Raw genomic sequence first — 22,435 nt, 5'->3', positions numbered from 1 at the left:
CCAACATGACAATCCGCGAACGTCTCGGCCTGCGCCCGATCATCAACGTTTCAGGCACGATGACGACGCTCGGCGCCTCGATCATCGTGCCCGAGGCGATCGCGGCGATGGCGGAGATCGCCTCGCAATGGGTGGAGATGGACGACCTGCAGCGCGCTGCCAGCACGGTCATCGCGCGGCTCACGGGCGGCGAGGCCGGCTTCATCACCGCCTGCTGCGCCAGCGGCATCACCATGGCGATCGCCGGCGCGATGACAGGCACCAATCTGCTGGCGATCGAGCGCCTGCCCGATGATACCGAAGGCCTCAAGTCGGAGGTCGTCATCCAGCTGGGCCATATCGTCAATTACGGCGCGCCGATCGACCAGTCGATCCGCGTCGCCGGCGCCAGGGTCGTGCCCGCCGGCACCGTCAGCGTCACGCAGGACTATCACGTGCGCGAGGCGATCAACGAGCGCACGGCGGCGGCACTCTACGTCGTTGCGCACCACACCGTGCAATACGGCATGCTATCGCTGGAGGAGTTCTGCGAGATCTGCCACGCCAAGGGCGTGCCGGTGATCGTCGACGCCGCCTCCGAATACGATCTGCGCAGCTTCCTGGCGCGCGGTGCCGACATCGTCGTCTACAGCGGCCACAAATTCCTGAGCGGCCCGACCAGCGGCATCGTCACCGGCCGCAAGGATCTGGTGCGCAGGGCCTATCTGCAGAACCGCGGCGTCGCCCGCGCCATGAAGGTCGGCAAGGAGAGCATCGCCGGCACGATGGCCGCGCTGGAAGCCTGGGAGAAGCGCGACCATGTCGGCATCCGCAGGCGCGAGGAAGCGGCGCTCCACCTGTGGAAGGACGCGCTGCAGGGCCTGCCCGGCATCGCGGCGCGCATCATTCCCGACCCGACAGCCAATCCGCTCGACCGCTTGCAGATATTCGTCGCGCCGGAAAGCCGCTTCAGCGCCGCCGGCCTCGCCTCGGCGCTGGCCGCTGGCTCGCCGCCGATCATCGTGCGCAACCACGAGGTCGAGCGCGGCCACTTCTTCCTCGATCCGTGCAATCTCCATCCCGGCGAGGCCGAGATCGTCGCCGAGCGCCTGCGCGCCGTGCTGACCGCGAAGGAGCGCCCCGCGGATGCGATGAAATTCGCCCGCAAGGACTCGGCCGGCGCCCTGCGCTGGCCTGACTAGGCTCCCATAGCTGCGACCCGCTAAGGCCGCGACAATCCTTGCGGCAATTGGCGAATTCCGCTAAGGCGCGCCTTTGCCGCCGGGGAGCAAGCGCTTGAACGATCACCGCGCCGACGTCGCCATCATAATGGGCAGCCAGTCCGACTGGGCAACGATGCGCCATGCCGCCGAAACGCTTGAGGCGCTGGGCATCCCGCACAAGAGGCTGATCGTCTCGGCCCACCGCACCCCCGACCGGCTCTATGATTTCGCCAAGGGCGCCAAGGCGGCCGGCTACAAGGTCATCATCGCCGGCGCCGGCGGTGCCGCGCACCTGCCCGGCATGACGGCGGCGATGACGCCGCTTCCGGTCTTCGGCGTGCCGGTGGAATCGAAGGCGCTGTCCGGCCAGGATTCGCTGTTGTCCATCGTCCAGATGCCGGCCGGCATCCCGGTCGGCACGCTGGCCATCGGCAAGGCGGGGGCCGCCAACGCCGCCCTTCTTGCCGCTGCCGTGCTGGCGCTGAACGACGACCGGCTGGCGGCTCGGCTGGATGCCTGGCGCGCCGCGCAGACCGCCAAGGTCGCCGCCGAGCCGACGGACGCGCCATGAGCCTGCCAGCGGGATCGACCATCGGCATCATCGGCGGCGGCCAGCTCGGCCGCATGCTGGCGATGGCCGCGGCCCGCCTCGGTTACCGCACTGTGGTGCTGGAGCCGCAGGCCGATTGCCCGGCCGCCCAGGTCGCCAACCGCCAGATAACGGCCGCCTATGACGATGCCGCGGCCCTCGCCGAGCTCGCCGCGGCCAGCGCCGTCGTCACCTACGAATTCGAGAATGTTCCGGTGGCCGCCGCCAGCACGCTGGCCGCCAAGGTGCCGGTCTATCCGCCGGCGCGTGCGCTCGAAGTGGCGCAGGACCGGCTGGCCGAGAAGCAGTTCCTCAACGGCATCGGCATTCCCACGGCCGAGTTCCGCCCGATCGATAATGACGCCGAACTGACGGCGGCGCTCAAGGAATTCGGCGGCAGCGGTATCCTGAAGACGCGGCGCCTGGGCTATGACGGCAAGGGCCAGCGCGTCTTCCGCAACATGGACACCGGTGGCTTTTCCGGCACCTGCGAGGCGATGGGCAACGTGCCGCTGATCCTCGAATCCTTCGTCGCCTTCGAGCGCGAGATCTCGGTGATCGCCGCGCGTGGTCTTGACGGGAGCGTCGCCGCCTACGATCCGGCCGAGAATGTCCATCGCGGCGGCATCCTGCACAGCTCGACCCTTCCGGCTGGGATCAGCCATCAAACAGCGGCGGCGGCGCAGGCTGCGGCGGCAAAGATACTGGCGGCACTCGATTATGTCGGCGTCATCGGCGTCGAGTTCTTCGTGCTTGCCGACGGCTCGCTGCTCGCCAACGAGATGGCGCCGCGTGTCCACAATTCCGGCCACTGGACGGAAGCCGCCGCGACGGTCTCGCAATTCGAGCAGCATATCCGTGCCGTCGCCGGCCTGCCGCTGGGCACGCCCGGCCGCCACTCGGACTGCGTCATGGAAAACCTGATCGGCGACGACATCAAACGGGTTCCCGCCCTGCTCGCCGAGCCCGACCTGATGCTGCATCTCTACGGCAAGGCCGAGTCGCGTCACGGCCGTAAGATGGGCCATTTCACCCGGATCAGCCGCCGAAGCTGACCATGATCTGGAAGCCGGTTGCCCACAACGGCCGGTTTACTGCATATCCTGATCTTCATCCTCGTCCGGGCTGGAGCAGCTTGCATCGCCTTCCTGGCAATTGCGGCCGGACGTGAGCTGCTTGACGCGCTCATTCGTCAGCTCCGTCAGGCACTGCGAGACCTCCAACGGATGGATCGAACCGCCCTCGCTGTCGGCGGTCGAATAGGCGCATTCGGCGTCGCGGAACGAGATCCAGGCGCGCTGCGCCGCCTGCAGCAATTTGTTGGTCTTCTCGTCATCCTCCCCGACAAGATCCTTGTAGGTCTTGTTGAGCCTGGCATCGGCCGCCTGATAGTCGGCATCGGCGCAGATGTTCATCATCTGCTGGCTGTCGTCGTTGCGGTCGCATTCCTGCGCCCTTGCGGCCGGAGCAGCCGCCAGCACGGCAAGACAGGCGGACAGAAACATCAGGCGCATAGGCGTCTCCAAATCATCTTGCGGGGCGACGGCACCATTCCAGCCCGATCCCGGTCGCGCAATGCCACGGGGCGGAGATGGCGAATATTTGATTGCCAGGCATTTGCGCCGGTCATAAAGCATGCTTGCGGTTGACACGGGCAAGGCTCCTCGTTTATGAGCCACGCAAGTTCAAAGGCGCGCTTTTTCGGGCGCGCCTTTAAAATTCGGCCCGGGAGCGGGCCCTGACCGAACAGGCAAGACCATGAAGATCAAGAATTCGCTCAAGGCACTGAAGGCGCGTCACCGCGACAACCGGCTGGTTCGTCGCAAAGGCCGCGTCTACATCATCAACAAGACCGCTCCGCGCTACAAGGCGCGCCAGGGCTGAGTCACGCGCGCGGCATAGTGCATGTCGCCCAAAAGTGCTAAGGCGGTTTTGGGACAACGACATGCACAAAGAGACCACGCCGCGCGGTCGATGATTGCCGCCGGCTTGCCGGCCCCTTCACGCTAAAATCACTTTGACGATCCGCTGACCGGGACTAAATTCCGGCGATGCGGATTCGTTTTGCTTTTCTCGCGACCCTTTGCCTGTCCGGCGCTGTCCTGCCGGCCGCTATCTTGCCGGCCTGGGCGGATGATCCGGTCGCGCCCCCCGCCGCCACGACCAAGCAGGCCCGCCTCGACCAGCTGTTCGCCGACCTCAAGCGCGAGCGCAACGAAAAGGCCGCCGAACGCATCGCCGGCCGTATCTGGGGCGAATGGGCCCAGTCCGGCAGCGCCTCGGTCGACCTGATGATGCAATGGTCGCAAAAGGCGATGGAAAACCAGAAATACGACGTCGCGCTCGATTTCCTCGACCAGGTGGTGACATTGCAGCCGGCCTATGCCGAAGGCTGGAACCGCCGCGCCACGGTGCATTTCATGATGAAGAACTACGGCAAGTCGATGTCGGACATCGACCACACGCTGCACATCGAGCCGCGCCATTTCGGCGCGCTGTCCGGCCTGGCGCAGATCATGGCCGAGACCGGCCACAAGCAGTCGGCCCTCGAAGCATGGCAGAAGGTGCTCGCCATCTATCCGATGATGCGCAGCGCCCAGGACCAGGTCTCGACGCTGTCGGAAGAGCTTGCCGGCGAAGGCATTTGAACTAGGGGAATAAGGCAGTAGGGCAGTGAGGCAGTATGTGAAGTGCCTGGAATGGCTCTCCCTACTGCCCTACTGCCCTACTGCCCTACTGCCCTACTGCCCTACTGCCCTACTGCCCTACTGCCCTGCTCCAGAACTATTTCCGCTCCATTCCGTATTCCCCATCATGAACCTGATCTACGCCGCGTTCGCCCTCCTGATGGCGCTCCTCGTCGCCTTTGCCGGCGTCACCCGCGCCGGTGTCTGGCTGGTCGAGCGCCGCAATCTGCCGGTTGGCGACTTCGCCGACATCGGCGATGCCCGCATCCACTATGTCCACGTCCCGGCACCGGCCAATCCGGAGCTGCCGCCAATCGTGTTCCTCCACGGCGCCAGCGCCAATCTCAAGGATCAGATGCTGCCGCTGAGGCCGCTGCTCGAAGGCCGTGCCGAGATGCTGTTCCTGGACCGGCCCGGATTCGGCTGGTCCGGACGCGGCGACAACGAGACCTTGCCCGCGCAGGCCGACACCATCGCCGCGCTGATGGATCGCCTTGGCATGAAGAAGGCGATCATCGTTGGCCATTCCTTCGGCGGCGCGGTCGCCACCGCCTTTGCCCGCAAGCATCCGGACAAGACGCAGGGCCTCGTCTTCCTGTCACCGGCCAGCCATCCCTGGCCAGGTGGCGCGACCGCCTGGTACTACAATCTGACAGCCATGCCCCTGATCGGTCCGCTGTTTTCCGAGACGCTGGCCTATCCGGCGGGAGCGCTGCGCATCGATGCCGCCACGGCCTGCGTCTTCGCCCCCAACAAGGTGCCGGACGGCTATGTCGCCGCCGCCTCGATCCCCCTGGTTCTGCGGCCCGGCGCCTTTCGCGCCAACGCCGCCGATGTCGCGGGGCTCTACAGCTACGCGCTCGATGCCTCGCCGCATTACCGCGACATCAAGGTGCCGACCGTGATCATTTCCGGCGATCGCGACAAGGTCGTCTACGCGACCATCCATTCGATCGGCCTTGCGCGCGATATCCCCGGCGCTGAGCTGGTCTGGGTGCACAATCTCGGCCACAAGCCCGACTGGATTGCTGCGGACCTGGTCGTCGGCGCCATCGAGAAGACCGCCGGCAAGGCCATCGACCTGCAGGCGATGGCAAAGGCCGTGGAAGCGCGTATCGTTGGCGACGCGCAAGGCGCCGACGCATGTCCCGATCTCAAGGTGCCGGAAGCCGAACTGGCGCCCACCTGAGGCAGGCCGTATCAGGTCTATCGGCTGGCCTGCGTTTCCGACCCGACATAGGCGATACGCAGCATGTTGGTCGAGCCCGGCGTCCTGAGCGGCACACCCGCCGTGATAATGACGCGGTCGCCCGGCTTGGCAAACCCCTCGTCGATCGCGATGCGGCAGGCGCGGTCGACCATGTCGTCGAGGTCGATGGCATCGGGCGACACCACGCAATGCGTGCCCCACAGCAGCGACAGCCGCCGCGCCGTGTTGAGGATCGGCGACAGCGCCACGATCGGCACTTGCGGCCGTTCGCGCGCCGCGCGCAGTCCGGTCGTGCCGGAGGCCGTGTAGGTTACGATCGCCGACAGTTTCAGCGTCTCGGCGATTTCGCGCGCGGCGAGCGAAATGGCATCCGCGCCCGTCGCTTCAGGTTCCGAGCGCTGCGCGTTGATGATGCCGGCATAGGTCGGATCGGCTTCGACCTTGGTGGCGATGCGGTCCATCATCGCCACGGCCTCGACTGGATAGGCGCCGGCCGCGGATTCGGCCGAGAGCATGATCGCGTCGGCACCCTCGAACACGGCGATCGACACGTCCGAGACCTCGGCGCGGGTCGGCACGGGTGCGGTGATCATCGATTCCAGCATCTGGGTGGCGACCACCACCGGTTTGCCGGCGCGGCGCGCGGCGCGCGTGATCTGCTTCTGGATGCCGGGCACCGCCTCCAGCGGCATCTCGACGCCGAGATCGCCGCGCGCGACCATCAGCGCATCCGACAGTTCGATGATTTCGGGCAAGCGGGCGACCGCTTGCGGCTTCTCGATCTTGGCCATGATCAGCGCCCGGCCGCGCGCGATCTTGCGTGCTTCGGCGAGATCTTCCGGCCGCTGCACGAAGGACAGCGCCACCCAGTCGACGCTGGCAGCCAGAACCGCGTCGAGATCGGCGCGGTCCTTCTCGGTCAGCGCACCGACCGGCAGGTCGGTGTCGGGCAGGCTGACGCCCTTCTTGTCTGAAATCGTGGTGCCGGCGACGACCGTGCAGGTGATCGACTTGCCATCGCTCTTCACCGCCTTCAGCTCCAGCTTGCCGTCGTCGATCAAAAGACGGTGTCCGGCCTCGACCGAGCTCAGGATTTCTGGATGCGGCAGATAGACCCGGCTCGACGTGCCGGGCTCCGGATTGTTGTCGAGCGTGAAGGTCTGGCCGACGCTGAGCGTCTCCTTGCCGTTGGCGAACTTGCCGACGCGCAGCTTCGGACCCTGCAGGTCGGCGAGAATGCCGATCGGCCGGCCGACCGCTTCCTCGACTGCGCGGATGCGCCCGACCAGCGTGCGCATCAGATCGTGGTCGGTGTGGCTCATATTGATGCGGAAGACATCGGCGCCGCCTTCGAAAAGCTTTCTCAGCATCTCCTCGGAGGAGGAAGCCGGACCGATGGTGGCGAGTATCTTGACCTTGCGGTTGCGTCTCATTGACTGTTTGTTCCCGGGGCGGGGGCGGCTGGAGCGCCTCCCGTTGCGGGCTCGTCGGTCAGCTGGACCATCCAGCTTGCCTGCTCGCCCGTGTCATATTCTTGGAATCCGGCGCGTTGGAAGCCCCGGGCGACGCAATCGGTTACGCCGGCGATCTTGAACTCTTTTTCGGCCACGCACATGTTGATCGGGCCATCCCAGCGTCCGCCGCGCTCGGCGTCTTCTGCATAAAGATAGTAAAACCTTGATGACAGCGGACCCTCGATCAGCGTCTTGCAGCTCGACCCTTCGATGTGCCACCAGCCCTCGGTGATCCAGCCGGCCTTGGCACGATAGCCGATGCCGACGCCGACCAGGTTCTGCGTGGCGTTGCAGACGCGGAAGTCAGCCCGGGCGGGCGACGCCGCGACCATCGCGACGAGGCCGACGGTGGCTATCAGGAGCGGCATGGCGAAGGCATGGCGCTTGCGCGGCCTGCCGGCGGAACCCATCCTGAAACCCCTAAAGAACGACATCTGCATCTCTCGACGCCCCTTTTCGGCAAACTCCGGGCGCATGTCAACGCGCCGTTTTGTTCAATTCCAATCGATTTAGAAAGGCCCCTGGCGCAACTAGTCGCCATGCGTCGGATTTTTCGCAGAAACCGTGGCCAAACAACGGCATTGCGCCAGCGTCCTCTTCGTGGAATGACGATAGCATCCTCCCCAAAAGCCAGCGACCAGACCATTTTCAGCCGATGACCCGATCCACAGTTTTCGCGCCGTTCGATATCGTCGAAGGCGACCGCAAGCGAGGCATCGTTCTGCTTGGCGATCATGCCCGCCGGGCTCTGCCGGAAGAGTACGGCAGCCTCGGCCTGCCGGCGAGCGAGTTCGACCGCCACATCGCCTATGACATCGGCGTCGAGACGGTGACGCGCGAGCTGGCGGCGACGCTCGGCGTGCCGGCGGTGCTGGCCAACTTCTCGCGGCTGCTGATCGATCCCAATCGCGGCGAGGACGACCCGACGCTGATCCGCCAGCTCTATGACGGCACCATCGTGCCGGGAAACTACCCCATTGCCGAGGAAGAGCGCGAGCGGCGGCTCGACCGCTTCTACCGGCCCTATCACGACGCCGTCGGCGCCATGATCGCCTCGGTGGCCGACGCGTCCGGCAAGGCGCCCTTCATATTCTCCGTCCACTCCTTCACGCCGGTCATGCAAGGCATCCGGCGGCCCTGGCATGTCGGCATCTTGTGGGACCTTGACGATCGCGTGGCGCGGCCGCTGGTGGACATGCTGGCCGCCGACAAGGACCTCGTCGTTGGCGACAACGAGCCTTATGACGGGGCGCTGCGCGGCGACACCATGTTCCGGCACGCCATCGTCAACGGCTTCGCCCATGCGCTGATCGAAATCCGTCAGGACCTGATCGCCGAACGGACCGGCGCTCTCGCCTGGGCCGAGCGGCTGGCGCCGATCGTTGACGCGATCGACCGCCGTCCCGATATACACCAGGTGAAGATGTTCGGCTCGCGCACCGGGCCGGTGTGACAGGCCCGAGAAAGGCCGAGGGAGCGCATGACATGACCGAGCTCAGCGACCAGCAGAAGCGCGATTTCGAGGCCGCCGCCTTCCGCCGGCTGGTCGATCACCTGCGCGGGCGCGGCGATGTACAGAACATCGACCTGATGAACCTCGCCGGCTTCTGCCGCAACTGCCTGTCGAACTGGTATCGCGAGGCGGCGGAAGCCGAGGGTGTCCAACTCTCGAAGGACGAGTCGCGCGAGATCATCTACGGCATGCCCTATGCCGAATGGCAGGCGCTCAACCAGACCGAGGCCTCCGACGCCAAGAAGGCCGAGTTCGAGGCAAGGCGGCCGAAGGATCATTAGTGATGCCGATCGCCTTCGCGCCTTCGGAGAAGCGCCTCGGCTAATCTCCGCAGTGGGCTCGCTCCTCATAGAGGCGCTCGCATCTTGGTCCAAACACTTCCAGATAGCGGTTCTTGACTGCCGATTGAATCGATCTAATTTGCCACGCGAAGCCATTCGCGTAGCGGACTTCAGACAATGAAAACGCAAACCACAATGCAAGCCGCGATACGCGGGCGCTGGGCCGTGGCCGGCATCTTCCTCGCCAACGGTTTTTTGACCGGCAGCTGGGCGCCACAGATCCCTGTGTTCCTGACCCGTCTGGACATCTCGAAATTCACGCTCGGCCTGCTGATCCTCCTGTTCGGCGCCGGCGCGGTGACGGCGATGACCTGGTGCGGCCATCTGATCTCCAGGCACGGCTCGCGCACGGTGCTGCGCTGGTTCGGCATCTGCGGCAGTTTCGGCCTGCTGGCGGTGGCGCTCGCCCCCAACGTGCCGTTGGCGGCCATCGCCATGTTCATCTTTGGCGGCTCCGTCGGCGGCATGGACGTCGCCATGAACGCCAATGCGGTCGCCGTCGAGCGGCGGCTCGCCCGCGCCATCATGTCGTCCTCGCATGGCTTCTGGAGCCTTGGCGGTTTCGCCGGCGGCGCGCTCGGCGGTTTCGCCATCCAGAATTACGGCCACCTTGTCCATGCGAGCGTGGTGACGGCGCTCGCCTTCGCGGTTGTCGCTTTTGCGATCGGCTTCCTGATCGCGGAGGACAAGCCGCAACAGGCCGAACACCAGAAATTCTCGCTGCCGGGCCACCCCGTTGTCTATCTGGTCGGATTGATGGCGCTGCTCACCATGGTCTCCGAGGGCGCGGTGCTCGACTGGGCGGCGCTCTACATGCAGCAGGAGCTCGGCGCCGACCTTGCCATCGCCGGTCTCGCCTACGCCGCCTTTTCCGGCGTCATGGCGCTGATGCGCTTTTTGGGCGACGGCGTGCGCAACCGCTTCGGCGCGGTGGCGACGCTGCGCGGCTCGGCCCTTGTCGCCGCCGCCGGCATGCTGGTCGCAGGCCTGTCGCCCTCGCCCTGGCTTGCCATCGCCGCATTCGCCTTTTGCGGCTTCGGCATCGCCAACATGGTGCCGATCATCTTCTCGGCCGGCGGCAACCAGGAAGGCATGTCGTCCGGCACCGGCATGAGCGTCGTCACCACCATGGGCTATTCGGGCATTCTGGTGGCGCCCTCGGCGATCGGGTTCGTCGCCGAGCATTCGAGCTTCGGCCCGATCTTCGTCGCTCTGTCGGGGCTGCTGGTCGTCGTCCTGCTGATGGCCGGGCTTGCTCACCGCGCCGAGTTCGCGCCGGAACCGGCGCCGGCCGAATAGCGCTTCAGCTCCTCGTGGAGGAAATCCGCGACGCGGCGGATGCGCACGCTGCTGCGCACATCGCGATGCATGGCGAGCCACACCGGCAGCGACGGCAATGGCAGGCCGGGCAGCAGGAGCTCCAGTGATGGATCGCGCTCGGCCAGCGGCTGCTGGCCGATGCCGATGCCGTTTCCGGCCCGCACCGCTTCCCAAAGAACGATCTGATTGTCGGTCCTGAAACGAAAGCTGCCGCGGTTGACGGGGATGCCGAACGTATTGAGGCCGCGCACGATCTCATCGCTGCGGTCGAAGCCGACCAGCAGATGATCGGCGAGGTCACCGGGCTGTTTCGGCCGGCCGCGCCTGTCGAGATAGGCCTTCGCCGCACAGAAACGCAGCGGAATGTCGGCGACCTTGCGCGCCACCAGCTCGTTCTGCGCCGGCTTGACCATGCGGACGGCGATATCGGCATCCCTGCGCAACAGGTTCTCGACCTGGTTCGAGGCGACGATCTCGACCTCGATGCCCGGCTCCTCCACGCCGAGCCGCGCGGTGATATCCGGCAGCACATAGGCCGCCACCACCTCACTAGCGGCGATGCGCACGGTGCCCTCGATCGCCTCGACCGACCCAAGGGCCAGCAGCGAGAACGCGCTCGCCTGCTCGCTGACGGCCTTGCCGCGCTCATAGAGAACGCTGCCAGCTTCGGTCAGCGCATAGCCGCTGCGCCCGCGGCGGAACAATGTCACACCGAGCGCCTGCTCCAGCTCGGCGATGTGGCGGCCGAGCGTCGGCTGGCTCGCCGCAAGCTTTCGCGCGGCGCTGGAGAGGCTGCCGGTCTCCGCCACGGTGACGAAACTCTTGATCAGGTTCCAGTCGATCTCTGTCATTCATTTGTGAATATCAAATCGCCGAAATCAGTCAATTTCCATTCGTCGGTGAACGTCTCAAATTGGGGGCCTAACGCAACGGAGACGAGACATGACCAAGATCGCAATCCTCGGCGCCAACGGCCGGCTCGGCCGCGTCGTCGGCAAGGCCTTCATCGACGCCGGCTTCGACGTCCGGGCCGTCACCCGCAACGGCAAGGTTCCGGCTGAACTCAAGGGCGCCGGCGCGGTCGCCGGCGATGCGCTCGACCGCGAGTCGCTGATCCGCGCCACCGAAGGCGTCGACATCATCTTCAATGGCCTGAACCCGATCTACACCGACTGGGGCAAATGCCTGCCGATGGCCGAGAATGTCATGGCGGCCTGCCGCGCGAACGGGGCGCTGCATCTCTTCCCCGGCACCGTCTACAACTACGGCTCACCGATGCCTCCGGTGATCACCGAGGACACGCCGTTCCGGCCGACGACCGAGAAGGGCCGCATCCGCGTCGCCATGGAAGAACTGTTCCGTCGCGAGGCCGATGCCGGCCGGGTGCGCACCATCCTGCTTCGGGCCGGCGACTTCTTCGGCGGCACCGGCAGCGGCTCCTGGTTCGACCTCGTCGTTGCTGCAAAGATGGAGAAAGGCATCTACACCGCGCCCGGCCCGGCCGACCTCATCCATGAATGGGCCTATCTGCCGGACTTCGCCGTGGCCTTCGTCGGCCTGGCGCGCAATCTCGACAAGCTCGGCTTCTACGAGGCGCTCAACTTCCCCGGCCATGCCGTCACCGATCTGGAGATCAAGGCCGCAGCCGAAAAGGCGCTCGGACGTACACTGAAGCTGAGCTTCATGCCCTGGTGGGTGCTGCGCGCCGGCAGCCCGTTTGTGGCGATGTGGCGCGAGATCGTCTCGATGTCCTACCTACGCTTCGAGGCGCACCGGCTGGTCTCGACGCGGCTGGAGGCGATCATCGGCGAAATCCCGCACACCCCGCTCGATCAGGCGGTGAAGGAAGCCATGCAGGATATCGGCATCGCCGTCGCGCCCGCCTCACGCCAGGCTGCCTGATTGCAATTGACGACAGCCGAGCCCAGCAGGGCTCGGCCGCACAAAGGGTCAGATCCTGCCCATCAACAGCAGGATCAAAAGCACCACCAGCAGGACGCCGACGATGCCCGAAGGGCCGTAGCCCCAGGAGCGCGAATGCGGCCATGCCGGCACGGCGCCGATCAGGATGAGGATGAGAATAATGACAAGAAGTGTGCTGATCGTCATGAGAAAGCCCTCGCCGTGAGGTGAAGTTATGCTGGGACAATGCAAAAGGCCGCCCGGTTGTTCCCCGAGCGGCCTTTATCTTGTTGGTTGAGCTGACTTATTCGGCGGCTTTCTGGAAGGCGATTGCCGGCTCGGCACCCGCATCGTGGTCGGCAACGGTTGTTGAAACCTTGCCCTTGCCACGCCGGAACAGCCGCCGGAAGAACGCGTTGAAGCGGCTGTCCTTGCTGCGCGTGAACACCATCAGCATCGACGGGGTCACCACCAGCGTCAGCAGGGTGGCGAAGGAGAGGCCGAAGACGATCGCCGACGACAGCGAGATCCACCACTGCGTCGACGGCGCATTGATCGTCGTCTCGTGATGGAAGATTTCGAGGCCGAGGCCGAAGGCGATCGGCAACACGCCGAGAATGGCCGACACCGCAGTCAGCACCACCGGACGGGCGCGCTCGCGGCAGGTCTGCAGCACCGCGTCCATCTTGTCCCAGCCTTCCTCGCGCAGACGATCGTAGGTGTCGATCAGCACGATGTTGTTGTTCACCACCACGCCTGCAAGCGCGATGACGCCGATGCCGGACATGACGATGCCGAAGGCCTCGCCCGTCAAAAGCAGTCCCAGGAACACGCCGACCGTCGCCATGACCACGCAGGACAGCACCAGCAAGACGCTGGTGAACTTGTTGAACTGCATGAGCAGCACCAGGAAGATCAGGAAGATCGCCGCGCCGAAGGCCTTGCTGAGGAAGGCGCCGGCCTCGGCGCTGTCCTCGTTGGAGCCGGCGAGCTTCCAGCGGATGCCGCTGCCGAGATCCATTTCGGAGACAGCCTTGGTGACCTCCTGCTGCACGGCCGCGACCTGGGCGCCGGCGCTGACATTGGCTTGCACCACCACCGTACGCGCGCCGTCGATGCGGTTGAGGATGCCAACCGTCGGCTCAGGCTTCCTGACGACGAAGTTCGAGATCGGCACCGAGCCTTGCGAGGTCTGCACCCTCAGCTCGTCGAGCGTCGACAGCGTGCGCCGGTCCTCGGGCAGGCGCAGCCGGATGTCGACGGCGTCGTCCGCACCGGCCGGCCGGTATTCCGAGAGCTTAAGCCCGTTGGTCACCAGCTGCACCACCGTGCCGACCGAGGTCGGGCTGATGCCATATTGCGCTGCCTTGGCGCGGTCGACCTCGAGCGCCCAGTCGACGCCGGGCGGCGGCAGGCCGTCCGAAATGTCGATGACGTTCGGTATCTTGGCGATCCGCGCCGCCACCGCGCGTGCCTTGTCGTCGAGCCCCTTGGGGTCGGCGGCCGAAAGCCTGATCTGGATCGGCTTGCCGGTCGGCGGGCCGGCTTCCGGCACGCGCACCTCGACATCGACGCCGGGAATGCCGGCCATGACGCCGCGCAGATCGCTGAGGATCTGGTTGGCCGACTTGCGCTCGCGCCAGTCGACGAACTCGTACTGGATCACACCGACGACATCTTCGGGAATGTCCTGGCCGCCGCCCTGCGTCTTGCCGGCGCGCGTGTAGACCGACTTGACGCCCGGCCAGCCGAGCAGCCTGTTTTCGGCTTCCTTGGTGGCGGCGTCCATTTCGGCCAGCGAAAGATTGCCGCGGGCATGCACGTAGAGCAGGCCGTAGTCCGGCTCGACACTGGGGAAGAACTCGACGCCGGCGCCGTATTTCGAATAGGCGAAGCCGACGCCGACCAAAAGCCCGACAGTGAGCAGGATGACGGTGATCGGGAAGCGCACCGCCTGCTTGACCAGCGCCATGTACCAGCCGTCGCGGTTGTCTTCCTCGTGATGCTTGGGCGCCTTGGCGAAGATTGCGCCCAGCGTCGGCGCGAAGACCAGCGCGTAGAGCATCGAGGCCGACAGCGTCACGATCAGCGTGATCGGCATGTATTTCATGAAGTCGCCGATGATGCCCGGCCAGAACAAGAGCGGCGAGAACGCCGCGATGCGCGTCATGGTGGCGGCGATGACCGGACCGGCCATGCGCCTGGCGGCCAGCGCGAAAGCGTCCGCCTTCGGCATGCCCTCGCTCATGCGCCGTTCGGCGAACTCGGTGACGATGATGGCATCGTCGACCAGCATGCCGACCGCCAGGATGAGGCTGAACAGCACGATCATGTTGATCGTGTAGCCCATCATGGCAAGCAACAGGATGCCGATCAGGAAGGACGACGGAATGGCGAGGCCGATCAGCAAGGAAGCGCGGCCCGACAGCGCGTAGAGGATGACGATGAACACCAGGATGACGGCGATCATGACATGGTTCTGCAGGTCGCCGAGCAACTGGTTGACGAAGACCGACTTGTCCTGCGTGTAGGTGACGTGCATGCCTTCCGGCATCGTCTTGATGAAGGTGTCGGACACCTTCCTGACGTGGTTCAGCGTGTCGATCAGATTGGCGCCGATGCGCTTCTTCACCTCGATGGCGATCGCCGGCTTGCCGTCCAGGCGCGTCACCGTCTCGGCATCCTTGAAGGTCGAGCGGATGGTGGCGATGTCCTTGGCCTGCACCACGGCATTCGGCGTAGCGACGACCGGCAGGTTGGCGACATCCTCGGGCGTCTCGATCAGCGACGGCACCTTGACCGCGTATTTGCCCTCCGAGCCTTCGAGGTTGCCGGCGGCGACAAGGCTGTTGGAGGCACCGACGCCTTGCATCACCTGGTCGAGCTGCAGCCCGTAGGACGACAGCTTGACCGGATCGATGACGACTTCGACCAGATCGTCGCGCGCGCCCTGCAGCGAGCCTTCCAGCACGCCCGGCACCTCTTCGATGCGGTCGCGCAATTCGCGCGCCGCCGCCGTCAGCACGCGCTCGGGCACGTCGCCCGAGAGCGTCACGACAAGGACCGGGAATTCCGAGACGTTGACCTCGTTGACCGTCGGCTCCTCAGCGGCTTGCGGCAGGTCGGCCTTGGCGTCCTGCACCTTGCTGCGCGTATCCTGCAGCGCTGTCGCCAGATTGGTCTGCGGCTGGAACTCGACCAGCACGTAGCCGCCGCCCTGGAAGGCTGCCGAACGCATCTCCTTCAGGCCCTTGAGGCTCTTTAGTTTGCTTTCCATGGGCCGGAGCAGCAGGCGCTCCGAATCCTCTGGCGAGATGCCCTGGTAGATCAGGCTGATATACATCATCGGAATCGGAACGTCGGGCTCCGCTTCCTTCGGCGTCGACTGATAGGCGACCCAGCCCGCGACCAGCAGGAACAGCAGCGCCGATATTGTGAGGCGAGCGTTGTGGATGGCGAGTCTGACGATATCCATGACTTATGCCTGCTGTTGTCTTCGGGGAGCAGCGAACTTGCCGTCGCCGGGCGGCGCCCGGCGCCGGGCCGCGCTACTGCGTGCCGGCGGTGGCTTCGCCGATCAGCTTGTTGATCGTCGCCTGGTCGGCCTCGACCGGCTTGACCGAATCGCCCTCCTTCACCAGCTCCTGGCCGGCGACGATGATGCGGGCGTCCTGCGGAATGCCGCCCAGCACCAGGCCGTTCGGCGTGTCGTCGACGAGATCGATCGGATAGAACGCCACCTTGTCGTCCTTGCCGACGGCGCGGATGCCGAGATCGCCCTTGTCGCCCAGCGTCACCACCGAGCGCGGTAGCATCACCGCGTCGGTCGGCTGCGCGCTCAGCGTCATTTCGGCCGTCATGCCGGCAGGGATGGCGCCATCGGCATTGGGGATCGCCACCTCGACGCGGAAGGTGCGGGTCTGCGAGGAGGCATCGCGGCTGATGTAGCGCACCGTGCCGGTGACCTTCTGGTCGTTGACCAGCCGCACATTGGCCTGGTCGCCGATCTTGATGTAGCGCAGGTCGCGCTCGCTGACCTCGCCGCGCGCGATCACCGGGTCGAGCTTGAGGATGGTCGCCACCTCGCCGCCCTGCATCACCGAGCTGCCGAGTTCCACCGGAACGCGGTCGATGACGCCATCGAACGGCGCCTTGACCTCGTTGCGGTCGAGCTCGGCCTGCGCCGTTTCCACCATCGACTGGGCCGCCGTCAGGTTCGAGCGGGCAGTGTCGAGCTGCAGAGCGGGCAGGTTGCCGGATTTCATCAGCCGCAGGGCCGCTTCCAGCTCGGCCTGGCGCTGCACCAGAAGCTGCCTGGCGTTGTCGACATTGGAGATCTTCTCCTCCGCGGCAAGCATCAGCACCAGATCGCCGGTCTTGACGTGCTGGCCCTGTCTCACCGGCAGCTTGTCGATGACGCCGGCGACACGCGTTGCCAGCACCGCCCGCTTGTCGGCTTCGGTCAGCCCGGAAATGCGGATGGCGCGCGCATAGGTCCTGCGCGGCGGCGTCACCACGGCGACGGAGCGCAGCGGCGCCTTCGGCTCTGCTTCAGCCGTCTTCGGCGCTCCGGCCTCGGGCTGCTTCGCCTTCGAGGCGTCTCCGGCCCTCGGATTGTCGACGGCGGCGCTGCCCACCGACGAGAACGCGCCCGTTCCCATCCAGGCTGCGAATCCGATGAGCACAACAATGGCTGCAAGCTTGTGAAACCTGATTTTCGGCATCGTCATCTTTTCCACTGCGGGTTCGGCCAGGCCGCATTCCTGGATGCGGGCGCGTCGCCGATATGGGTGCGCGCTGAGCCGTGTTCAATTTGCCGTGACCGGCGAAGCGCGCTTCTACCTCAAAGTTGCACTGCAAAATAGTCAGAAAGTTTGATGGATCATTGCGCTGCCGGACAGGGGACGCCCGCCGCCATCCAGTTCTCGATCGCCTTGTATGTCTCCTCTGCCGAGCCTGGCGCCGGCTCTCGATCCGCCCCCGGCGCCCAGCCCCAGGCAACCAGCTTGTCGTCGCGCACATGCAGCGCGACGTCCTGCAGACTGCGCCCGCCATTGCGGGCCGGATCCTTGATCTGGGCGCAGATTTCAGCCGAGGATTTTTCGAACCAGGCCATCTCGGCCGGCGCCAGATGCCAGTTCTCGGCTCCGGGCGGCCCATGCAACGCCTTGGAATTGCTTGTGAAATGGCAAGTGGTGCAACGCAGGCCCGGATTGCCGAAGCCGGAACCGTCGGCGCCGCGCCGGACATTGAAGCCATGCACGCGCGTGCCGCCGTAATGCGCGCCGGACCAGCGCGGGCGGTCGTCGGCGACATGGCAATCGGCGCAGCGCGGATGCGAGAACACCTTGTAGACCTTGTTCCATTCGGGCAGCCCTTTGGCTGCATCGACCGTCGCCGACGGTGGCGGTTGGCTCTCCTGCGCGGTTGCGAAAGGTGCCGCCATGAACATGATGGCAGCAGGCGTCAGCATGATGAGATGCTTCCTCATGCGAAGGCCACATCTTTCGACAACGGCAACCTACGGATGCGCTTGCCGGTCAGCGCGAAGATGGCATTGGCGAGCGCCGGCGCCGCCGGCGGCGTGCCGACCTCACCGACGCCGCCCATCTTGTGGAAATTCTCCAGCACCGCGACCTCGAAGACCGGACACTGGAAGATGCGCATGGCGTCGAAATCGTGGAAATTCGACTGCTCGACCATGCCGTCGGCGAAGGTGATTTCCTGGCCCATCGCCGCCGACAGGCCATAGATGGCGGCGGAGATGAGCTGCGCCTTGATGATGTCGGGATCGAGCGCGGTGCCGACATCGGCAGCGATCCACACCTTTTCGATGCGGATGCCGGCCGGCGTGTCCGCGACCTGGACGATCTCGCCGACCCAACTGCCGAAAGACAGCGTGAAGGCCATGCCCTTGGCCTTGCCGGCCGGCAGCGCCTCGCCCCATTTCGCCATCCCGGCGACGGTCTCGACCACCTTTACCGCCGACGGATAGGCGGCCATCAGTTTCTTGCGCAATTCGACCGGATCGGTTTTCCCGGCGGTCGCGATCTCGTCGATGAAGCCTTCGTGGAAGAAGCCATTGATCGAGCTGCCGACCGACCGCCACGAACCGACCGGGATGGAAACGGGCGCGGCGACACCGCTCACCCTGTAGTTCGGGATCGTGTAGGGCTGGTCATAGGCGCCATCGACGATGGTCTTGTCCGGTCCCATCGCCGACAGCGAGGGAAACAGCCGCCGCAGCGTGCTGGCGATCACCGAGGGCGACGCGATCTTCATGTCGACGGCGACCGGCAGGCCATCGTCGCCAAGTCGCGCCTGGAACTTGCCGATGGCAGCGGGGCGGTAGGCGTCGTGGCGCATGTCTTCCTCGCGCGTCCAGGTCACCTTGACCGGACGCCCGCCGGCTTCCTTGGCCATCAGCGCCGCGCACAGCGCATAATCCATCTCGACGCGGCGGCCGAAGCCGCCACCGAGGAAGGTGGTGTGCACCGTGACCTTGTCCTGCTCGATGCCGACCGCATTGGCGCAGAGCTGGCGCACCAACGTCGGCGCCTGGTTGCCGCACCAGATGTCGAGGGCGCCGTCCTTCAGCCGCGCCGTGGCGTTCATCGGCTCCATCGTCGCATGCGCCAGATAGGGCACGGCATAGTCGGCCTCGACGATCTTTTCGCGCGGCGCGTCGGCGAAAGCGGTGTCGACATTGCCGTCGTTGCGCAATGCCGAACCCTTTTCGCCGAGTGCCTGTTTCAGCACTTCGCCGATGGCGACGCTGTCCAGCGGATATTCGGGATCGGCCCATTTGGCCTCGATCGCCTCGGCGGCCTTGAATGCCGCCCAGGTGTTTTCAGCGATGACGCCGAAGCCGTGGCCGTAGCTGGTCTCGATGGGCACGATCTTGACCACGCCCGGCATCTTCTCGGCCTTGGCCAGGTCGACGCTCACCGGCTTCGACCAGAAGCGCGGGCTCATCTTCACCGTGCCGTAGAGCATTTCCGGCAGCCGGACATCGATGCCGAAGATCGGCGCGCCGGTGACCTTGGCCAGCATGTCGACGCGCTTCTGCGGCTTGCCGAGCAGCTTCCAGTCGGCCTTGTCCTTGAGCTTGACCTCGGCCGGCGGCGGCATGGCGCTGGCTGAGGCGGCAACTTCGCCATAGGTGACCGATTTGCCCGACGCCTTGTGCAGGACCGTGCCGTTGGCGGTTTCCAGCTCGCCGGCGGAAACGCCGAGCTTGTGCGCCGCCGCCGCGATCAGCATCTGCCTGGCGGCCGCGCCCGCCTGCCGCATCTTGTCGAACCCGTCGCGCATCGAGGACGAGCCGCCAGTGCCCTGCAGGGCGAGCAGCTTTCCGACCACGCCAAGACCGGAGCGCACCGCTTCCGCGGTCATGCTCTCGTCGAAGAAGGCGAACGGGCCGCCCTCCTGGAGGATCGCCGCATTGTAGTAGGCGTAGGAAGCCGGGCCGTGCTCGACCTTGACCAGGTCGAGGCCGACATCGAGCTCCTCAGCGACCATGGCGGCAAGCGTCGTCGAGACACCTTGCCCCATTTCGGCGCGCGGCGTGACGATAGTGATGGTGTTGTCGGCGCCGATCTTCACATAGGGATTGAAGGTTGCCTCACCCTTGCCGAGATCGGCTTCGAGCGGATTGGCGAAGGGCTTGCGATAGTAATAGTAGCCGACGGCGACACCGCCGGCGACAGCGGCGGCGCCGATGAGGAAGGTGCGACGGGCGATCTTTCCGATGCTGGCCATGGTCAGAGCCCCGCCGTCTTCAACGCCGCGGCTTTCTTGATCGCCGCGCGGATCTTCGGATAAGTGCCGCAGCGGCAGAGATTGCCGCCCATGGCATTGTCGATGTCGTCGTCGGACGGGTCGGCAACCTCGTCGAGCAGCGCCACCGCGCTCATGATCTGGCCGGCCTGGCAGTAGCCGCATTGCGCAACCTGCTCTTCCAGCCAGGCCTGCTGCACCGGATGCAGCTTGCCCGCGCTGGCGATACCTTCGATCGTGGTGATTGCGCCGCTGACCTCGCCGACCGGCAGCGAGCAGGAGCGCACCGGCTGGCCGTCGACATGCACCGTGCAGGCGCCGCAGGCGGCGATGCCGCAGCCGAATTTCGGCCCGGTCTTGCCGATCAGATCGCGCAGCGCCCACAGAAGTGGCATTTGCGGATCGGCATCGATATCAAATGATTGCCCGTCGACGGTGAGGCGCATGGGGATACCCTTCGTTGTCGTCCATAGCCAGAAGCGAAATGGCAGGCGGCCATTTCGCCTTCATACACCTTGACAAAATCCGTCATTTTGTCAATAGAGTTTGCACAGGGTAGACTTTCGCCATGATCGAAGCCGAGGACATTGCCGCAGACCCCAAGCGCGCCCGCATTCTGGATGGCGCGATGAAGGTGTTTCTCGCCTATGGCTTTTCGCGCACCACCATGGACGACATCGCGCGCGCCGCCGACATGTCGCGGCCGGCGCTCTATCTGCTGTTCAAGAACAAGACCGACATTTTCCGCGCCATCGCCCTGATGCTGCTTGGCCGCTCGGTCGAGCAGGCAAAGAGCGAGCTGGAAAGCGGCGGTGCCTTCGCCGAACGCATGATGCGCGCGGTGGATGCCGCGCTGATCTCGATGATAGGCGCCGTCCATGCCTCCCCGCACGGCGCCGAGCTGCTCGACATGAAGTCGAGCGTCGCCGACCTCGTCGGCTGCTGGCGAGGTGGCCTTGTCGAGCACATCGCCAGCGCGATCGAGAGCGAAGCGAAACGGAACGGCGTCGACCTCGCCGCTAAAGGGCTTTCGGCGCGGCTGCTCGCCGACATGCTGCTCGACGGGCTGGAAGGCATGAAGATGCGCATCAGCGATCCGGACGAGCAGCGGCGGGCCGCCGCCGCGCTGATCAGGGTGATCGATCTGGCGCTACAGAAGGGATGAAGTCGGCGGCCGGCGCCCCCAGTCGGGCTAGACTTGGCCGAGCTAGGCCTGGCGCCGCGCTTGCTCGGGTTTCCTGCGCGCCGCGAGGAACTCCTTCACCCGCCGGCCCGGCGCCGGGCCGCGCACCGGCTTGAAGCCGTCGTCGAGTTCGCCGGAGAGGTCGAGCGTCGGCCGCTTGCCGACAGCGTCGTAATTCTCCTCCAGCCAGTCGCTGGCGGCGCTGCGGCCAAGATCGCGCAGATAGGCAAGGAAGGCCCATTCGGCATTGACCTTGGACGACGCCGACAAATCCTTGAACGCCTCGTCGGCATCGATGCGGTGCATGCGGATGTCGCGGTACTCGCCATGCGGCAGCCGGCCGGCGGCGATCAGTTCCTTGACGAAGGCGATCGAGCGGAATTCGCGCAACAGCCCGGCGTTGAAGGTGATCTCGTCGATGCGGTTCTGGATCTCGTTGGCGCTCTTCGGCGTCCCCTCGCGCACCACCGGGTTGATCTGCACCAGAAGCACGTCCTCGGTGGCAGTCGCCTTGAAGAACGGATAGAGCGCGGGATTGCCGCCGTAGCCGCCATCCCAGTAGGGCACGCCCTTGATTTCGACGGCGCGGAACAGTTGCGGCAGGCAGGCCGAGGCCATCACCGTGTCGAGGTCGATCTCGCCATCGGAAAAGACGCGCAGCTGTCCGGTCTCGACATTGGTCGCCGAGATGAACAGCTCGATCGACTTGCAGGCGCGCACATTGGAGAAGTTGATCTCCTGCTTGACCACGTCGCGCAGTGGATTGAGGCCGAGCGGATTGGCGACATAGGGCGAAAACACTCGCGACATGGTGTCGAAGAAGACATAGCCCGGCGTGTTCTCGATCGACCAGTTGCCCCAGGCGACGTCCCACGGCATGCGCTGCACCGGGCTGAAACGGCCTTTCCGCGCCACCGCGCGCCAGAAATCGTCGAGCTTCTTGCGCGCTCCCTCGACGCCGCCACGGACAAAGCCGTCGGCCAGCGCAACCGCGTTCATCGCTCCAGCGCTGGTGCCGGAAACGGCCGAAATCTCCAGCCTTCCGTCCTCCAGTAGCCGGTCGAGCACGCCCCAGGAAAAGGCGCCGTGCGAGCCGCCCCCCTGAAGCGCGATGTTGATCTTCGTCTTTTCCTCCGCCTTGCCGTTGGTCGTCATGGCGTTCCTGTCGTTGAATGGCCGGCCTCGTCCCGCCCGG

The 22,435-nt window shown here is 65.5% G+C and carries 22 protein-coding genes; 11 read left to right on the top strand and 11 right to left on the bottom strand.

Translation table 11 applies throughout. From position 1 onward, the window contains the following. Window positions 1–5: 5 nt before the first annotated feature. From JG743_RS06395 to JG743_RS06385, 3 genes are all read left to right on the top strand, one after another. Window positions 6–1,181, top strand: coding sequence for an aminotransferase class V-fold PLP-dependent enzyme (locus tag JG743_RS06395; RefSeq protein WP_244673175.1), 1,176 nt, complete (start codon window positions 6–8; stop codon window positions 1,179–1,181). Between the two features lie 94 nt (window positions 1,182–1,275). Next, window positions 1,276–1,773 (top strand): 5-(carboxyamino)imidazole ribonucleotide mutase, encoded by a 498-nt coding sequence (gene purE, locus JG743_RS06390; RefSeq protein ID WP_202298974.1) that lies wholly within the window; start codon window positions 1,276–1,278, stop codon window positions 1,771–1,773. Then, window positions 1,770–2,846, top strand: a complete 1,077-nt coding sequence (locus JG743_RS06385) for a 5-(carboxyamino)imidazole ribonucleotide synthase (protein ID WP_202298973.1) — start codon at window positions 1,770–1,772, stop codon at window positions 2,844–2,846. The genes purE and JG743_RS06385 overlap by 4 nt, the downstream gene beginning before the upstream one ends. A 36-nt stretch (window positions 2,847–2,882) precedes the next feature. Here JG743_RS06385 and JG743_RS06380 read toward each other — a convergent pair whose 3' ends face one another. Beyond that, window positions 2,883–3,305 (bottom strand): lysozyme inhibitor LprI family protein, encoded by a 423-nt coding sequence (locus JG743_RS06380; protein ID WP_202298972.1) that lies wholly within the window; start codon window positions 3,303–3,305, stop codon window positions 2,883–2,885. A gap of 244 nt (window positions 3,306–3,549) precedes the next feature. On the opposite strand from JG743_RS06380, the gene ykgO reads away from it, so the two are divergent. The 3 genes from ykgO to JG743_RS06365 all read left to right on the top strand — a co-directional run bounded on the left by ykgO (window position 3,550) and on the right by JG743_RS06365 (window position 5,667). Then, entirely contained in the window at window positions 3,550–3,675 is a 126-nt protein-coding gene (ykgO, locus tag JG743_RS06375) for a type B 50S ribosomal protein L36 (RefSeq protein ID WP_125004464.1), read from the top strand. A gap of 167 nt (window positions 3,676–3,842) precedes the next feature. Next, window positions 3,843–4,439, top strand: a complete 597-nt coding sequence (locus JG743_RS06370; protein ID WP_202298971.1) for a tetratricopeptide repeat protein — start codon at window positions 3,843–3,845, stop codon at window positions 4,437–4,439. Window positions 4,440–4,605: 166 nt separating this feature from the next. Beyond that, entirely contained in the window at window positions 4,606–5,667 is a 1,062-nt protein-coding gene (locus JG743_RS06365; RefSeq protein WP_202298970.1) for an alpha/beta fold hydrolase, read from the top strand. A gap of 17 nt (window positions 5,668–5,684) precedes the next feature. Here the strand turns inward: JG743_RS06365 and pyk are convergent, their stop codons facing one another. Further along, complete coding sequence (gene pyk / locus JG743_RS06360) at window positions 5,685–7,121, bottom strand: pyruvate kinase (RefSeq protein WP_202298969.1); 1,437 nt, start codon at window positions 7,119–7,121, stop codon at window positions 5,685–5,687. Next, window positions 7,118–7,642, bottom strand: a complete 525-nt coding sequence (locus JG743_RS06355; protein ID WP_446720886.1) for a DUF1036 domain-containing protein — start codon at window positions 7,640–7,642, stop codon at window positions 7,118–7,120. The genes pyk and JG743_RS06355 overlap by 4 nt, the downstream gene beginning before the upstream one ends. A 215-nt stretch (window positions 7,643–7,857) precedes the next feature. On the opposite strand from JG743_RS06355, the gene JG743_RS06350 reads away from it, so the two are divergent. The 3 genes from JG743_RS06350 (at window position 7,858) to JG743_RS06340 (ending at window position 10,355) form a co-directional block, all read left to right on the top strand. After that, window positions 7,858–8,655: an N-formylglutamate amidohydrolase gene (locus JG743_RS06350; RefSeq protein WP_202298967.1), complete on the top strand. Its 798-nt coding sequence runs from the start codon at window positions 7,858–7,860 to the stop codon at window positions 8,653–8,655. A 32-nt stretch (window positions 8,656–8,687) separates the two neighbouring features. Beyond that, window positions 8,688–8,996 (top strand): DUF1244 domain-containing protein, encoded by a 309-nt coding sequence (locus tag JG743_RS06345; protein WP_202298966.1) that lies wholly within the window; start codon window positions 8,688–8,690, stop codon window positions 8,994–8,996. Window positions 8,997–9,173: 177 nt separating this feature from the next. After that, on the top strand, window positions 9,174–10,355 hold the full coding sequence (locus tag JG743_RS06340; protein ID WP_446720885.1) for an MFS transporter: 1,182 nt from the start codon (window positions 9,174–9,176) through the stop codon (window positions 10,353–10,355). On the opposite strand, the gene JG743_RS06335 is transcribed toward JG743_RS06340, so the two are convergent. Next, window positions 10,313–11,227 carry a LysR family transcriptional regulator gene (locus JG743_RS06335; protein WP_202298965.1) on the bottom strand — a complete coding sequence of 305 codons (915 nt, stop codon included), beginning with the start codon at window positions 11,225–11,227 and terminating at the stop codon, window positions 10,313–10,315. The genes JG743_RS06340 and JG743_RS06335 overlap by 43 nt on opposite strands. 91 nt (window positions 11,228–11,318) lie before the next feature. Between JG743_RS06335 and JG743_RS06330 the strand changes: the two genes are divergently transcribed. After that, window positions 11,319–12,278 (top strand): SDR family oxidoreductase, encoded by a 960-nt coding sequence (locus tag JG743_RS06330; protein WP_202298964.1) that lies wholly within the window; start codon window positions 11,319–11,321, stop codon window positions 12,276–12,278. 48 nt (window positions 12,279–12,326) lie between these two features. Here JG743_RS06330 and JG743_RS06325 read toward each other — a convergent pair whose 3' ends face one another. The 6 genes from JG743_RS06325 to JG743_RS06300 form a co-directional block, all read right to left on the bottom strand. Further along, entirely contained in the window at window positions 12,327–12,485 is a 159-nt protein-coding gene (locus tag JG743_RS06325) for a DUF3309 family protein (RefSeq protein ID WP_202298963.1), read from the bottom strand. A gap of 97 nt (window positions 12,486–12,582) precedes the next feature. Beyond that, complete coding sequence (locus JG743_RS06320; RefSeq protein ID WP_202298962.1) at window positions 12,583–15,753, bottom strand: efflux RND transporter permease subunit; 3,171 nt, start codon at window positions 15,751–15,753, stop codon at window positions 12,583–12,585. Between the two features lie 73 nt (window positions 15,754–15,826). Beyond that, a complete protein-coding gene (locus JG743_RS06315) occupies window positions 15,827–17,002 on the bottom strand; it encodes an efflux RND transporter periplasmic adaptor subunit (RefSeq protein ID WP_202298961.1) in 1,176 nt (391 codons plus the stop codon). Between the two features lie 158 nt (window positions 17,003–17,160). Then, complete coding sequence (locus tag JG743_RS06310) at window positions 17,161–17,769, bottom strand: hypothetical protein (RefSeq protein ID WP_202298960.1); 609 nt, start codon at window positions 17,767–17,769, stop codon at window positions 17,161–17,163. Then, window positions 17,766–20,039, bottom strand: a complete 2,274-nt coding sequence (locus JG743_RS06305) for a xanthine dehydrogenase family protein molybdopterin-binding subunit (RefSeq protein ID WP_202298959.1) — start codon at window positions 20,037–20,039, stop codon at window positions 17,766–17,768. Before JG743_RS06305 ends, JG743_RS06310 begins: the two co-directional genes overlap by 4 nt. A 2-nt stretch (window positions 20,040–20,041) precedes the next feature. Continuing rightward, on the bottom strand, window positions 20,042–20,503 hold the full coding sequence (locus tag JG743_RS06300; protein WP_202298958.1) for a (2Fe-2S)-binding protein: 462 nt from the start codon (window positions 20,501–20,503) through the stop codon (window positions 20,042–20,044). A gap of 122 nt (window positions 20,504–20,625) precedes the next feature. Between JG743_RS06300 and JG743_RS06295 the strand changes: the two genes are divergently transcribed. After that, window positions 20,626–21,222, top strand: coding sequence for a TetR/AcrR family transcriptional regulator (locus JG743_RS06295; protein ID WP_202298957.1), 597 nt, complete (start codon window positions 20,626–20,628; stop codon window positions 21,220–21,222). A 42-nt stretch (window positions 21,223–21,264) separates the two neighbouring features. On the opposite strand, the gene JG743_RS06290 is transcribed toward JG743_RS06295, so the two are convergent. Further along, window positions 21,265–22,395, bottom strand: a complete 1,131-nt coding sequence (locus tag JG743_RS06290) for a patatin-like phospholipase family protein (protein ID WP_202298956.1) — start codon at window positions 22,393–22,395, stop codon at window positions 21,265–21,267. Window positions 22,396–22,435: the final 40 nt, after the last annotated feature.

This window comes from Mesorhizobium sp. 131-2-1, from assembly GCF_016756535.1.
Classification (GTDB): domain Bacteria; phylum Pseudomonadota; class Alphaproteobacteria; order Rhizobiales; family Rhizobiaceae; genus Mesorhizobium.
Note: the sequence above shows the minus strand (reverse complement) of the source record. Positions and strands in the feature narration are given on the sequence as shown.

Bases quoted from the DNA above. Each gene is read 5' to 3' on its own strand.
- JG743_RS06395 (WP_244673175.1), top strand. From the start codon at position 6: ATGACAATCCGCGAACGTCTCGGCCTGCGCCCGATCATCAACGTTTCA.
- JG743_RS06385 (WP_202298973.1), top strand. From the start codon at position 1,770: ATGAGCCTGCCAGCGGGATCGACCATCGGCATCATCGGCGGCGGCCAG.
- JG743_RS06380 (WP_202298972.1), bottom strand. From the start codon at position 3,305: ATGCGCCTGATGTTTCTGTCCGCCTGTCTTGCCGTGCTGGCGGCTGCT.
- ykgO (WP_125004464.1), top strand. From the start codon at position 3,550: ATGAAGATCAAGAATTCGCTCAAGGCACTGAAGGCGCGTCACCGCGAC.
- JG743_RS06370 (WP_202298971.1), top strand. From the start codon at position 3,843: ATGCGGATTCGTTTTGCTTTTCTCGCGACCCTTTGCCTGTCCGGCGCT.
- JG743_RS06365 (WP_202298970.1), top strand. From the start codon at position 4,606: ATGAACCTGATCTACGCCGCGTTCGCCCTCCTGATGGCGCTCCTCGTC.
- pyk (WP_202298969.1), bottom strand. From the start codon at position 7,121: ATGAGACGCAACCGCAAGGTCAAGATACTCGCCACCATCGGTCCGGCT.
- JG743_RS06355 (WP_446720886.1), bottom strand. From the start codon at position 7,642: ATGCAGATGTCGTTCTTTAGGGGTTTCAGGATGGGTTCCGCCGGCAGG.
- JG743_RS06350 (WP_202298967.1), top strand. From the start codon at position 7,858: ATGACCCGATCCACAGTTTTCGCGCCGTTCGATATCGTCGAAGGCGAC.
- JG743_RS06345 (WP_202298966.1), top strand. From the start codon at position 8,688: ATGACCGAGCTCAGCGACCAGCAGAAGCGCGATTTCGAGGCCGCCGCC.
- JG743_RS06340 (WP_446720885.1), top strand. From the start codon at position 9,174: ATGAAAACGCAAACCACAATGCAAGCCGCGATACGCGGGCGCTGGGCC.
- JG743_RS06335 (WP_202298965.1), bottom strand. From the start codon at position 11,227: ATGACAGAGATCGACTGGAACCTGATCAAGAGTTTCGTCACCGTGGCG.
- JG743_RS06330 (WP_202298964.1), top strand. From the start codon at position 11,319: ATGACCAAGATCGCAATCCTCGGCGCCAACGGCCGGCTCGGCCGCGTC.
- JG743_RS06325 (WP_202298963.1), bottom strand. From the start codon at position 12,485: ATGACGATCAGCACACTTCTTGTCATTATTCTCATCCTCATCCTGATC.
- JG743_RS06320 (WP_202298962.1), bottom strand. From the start codon at position 15,753: ATGGATATCGTCAGACTCGCCATCCACAACGCTCGCCTCACAATATCG.
- JG743_RS06315 (WP_202298961.1), bottom strand. From the start codon at position 17,002: ATGCCGAAAATCAGGTTTCACAAGCTTGCAGCCATTGTTGTGCTCATC.
- JG743_RS06310 (WP_202298960.1), bottom strand. From the start codon at position 17,769: ATGAGGAAGCATCTCATCATGCTGACGCCTGCTGCCATCATGTTCATG.
- JG743_RS06305 (WP_202298959.1), bottom strand. From the start codon at position 20,039: ATGGCCAGCATCGGAAAGATCGCCCGTCGCACCTTCCTCATCGGCGCC.
- JG743_RS06300 (WP_202298958.1), bottom strand. From the start codon at position 20,503: ATGCGCCTCACCGTCGACGGGCAATCATTTGATATCGATGCCGATCCG.
- JG743_RS06295 (WP_202298957.1), top strand. From the start codon at position 20,626: ATGATCGAAGCCGAGGACATTGCCGCAGACCCCAAGCGCGCCCGCATT.
- JG743_RS06290 (WP_202298956.1), bottom strand. From the start codon at position 22,395: ATGACGACCAACGGCAAGGCGGAGGAAAAGACGAAGATCAACATCGCG.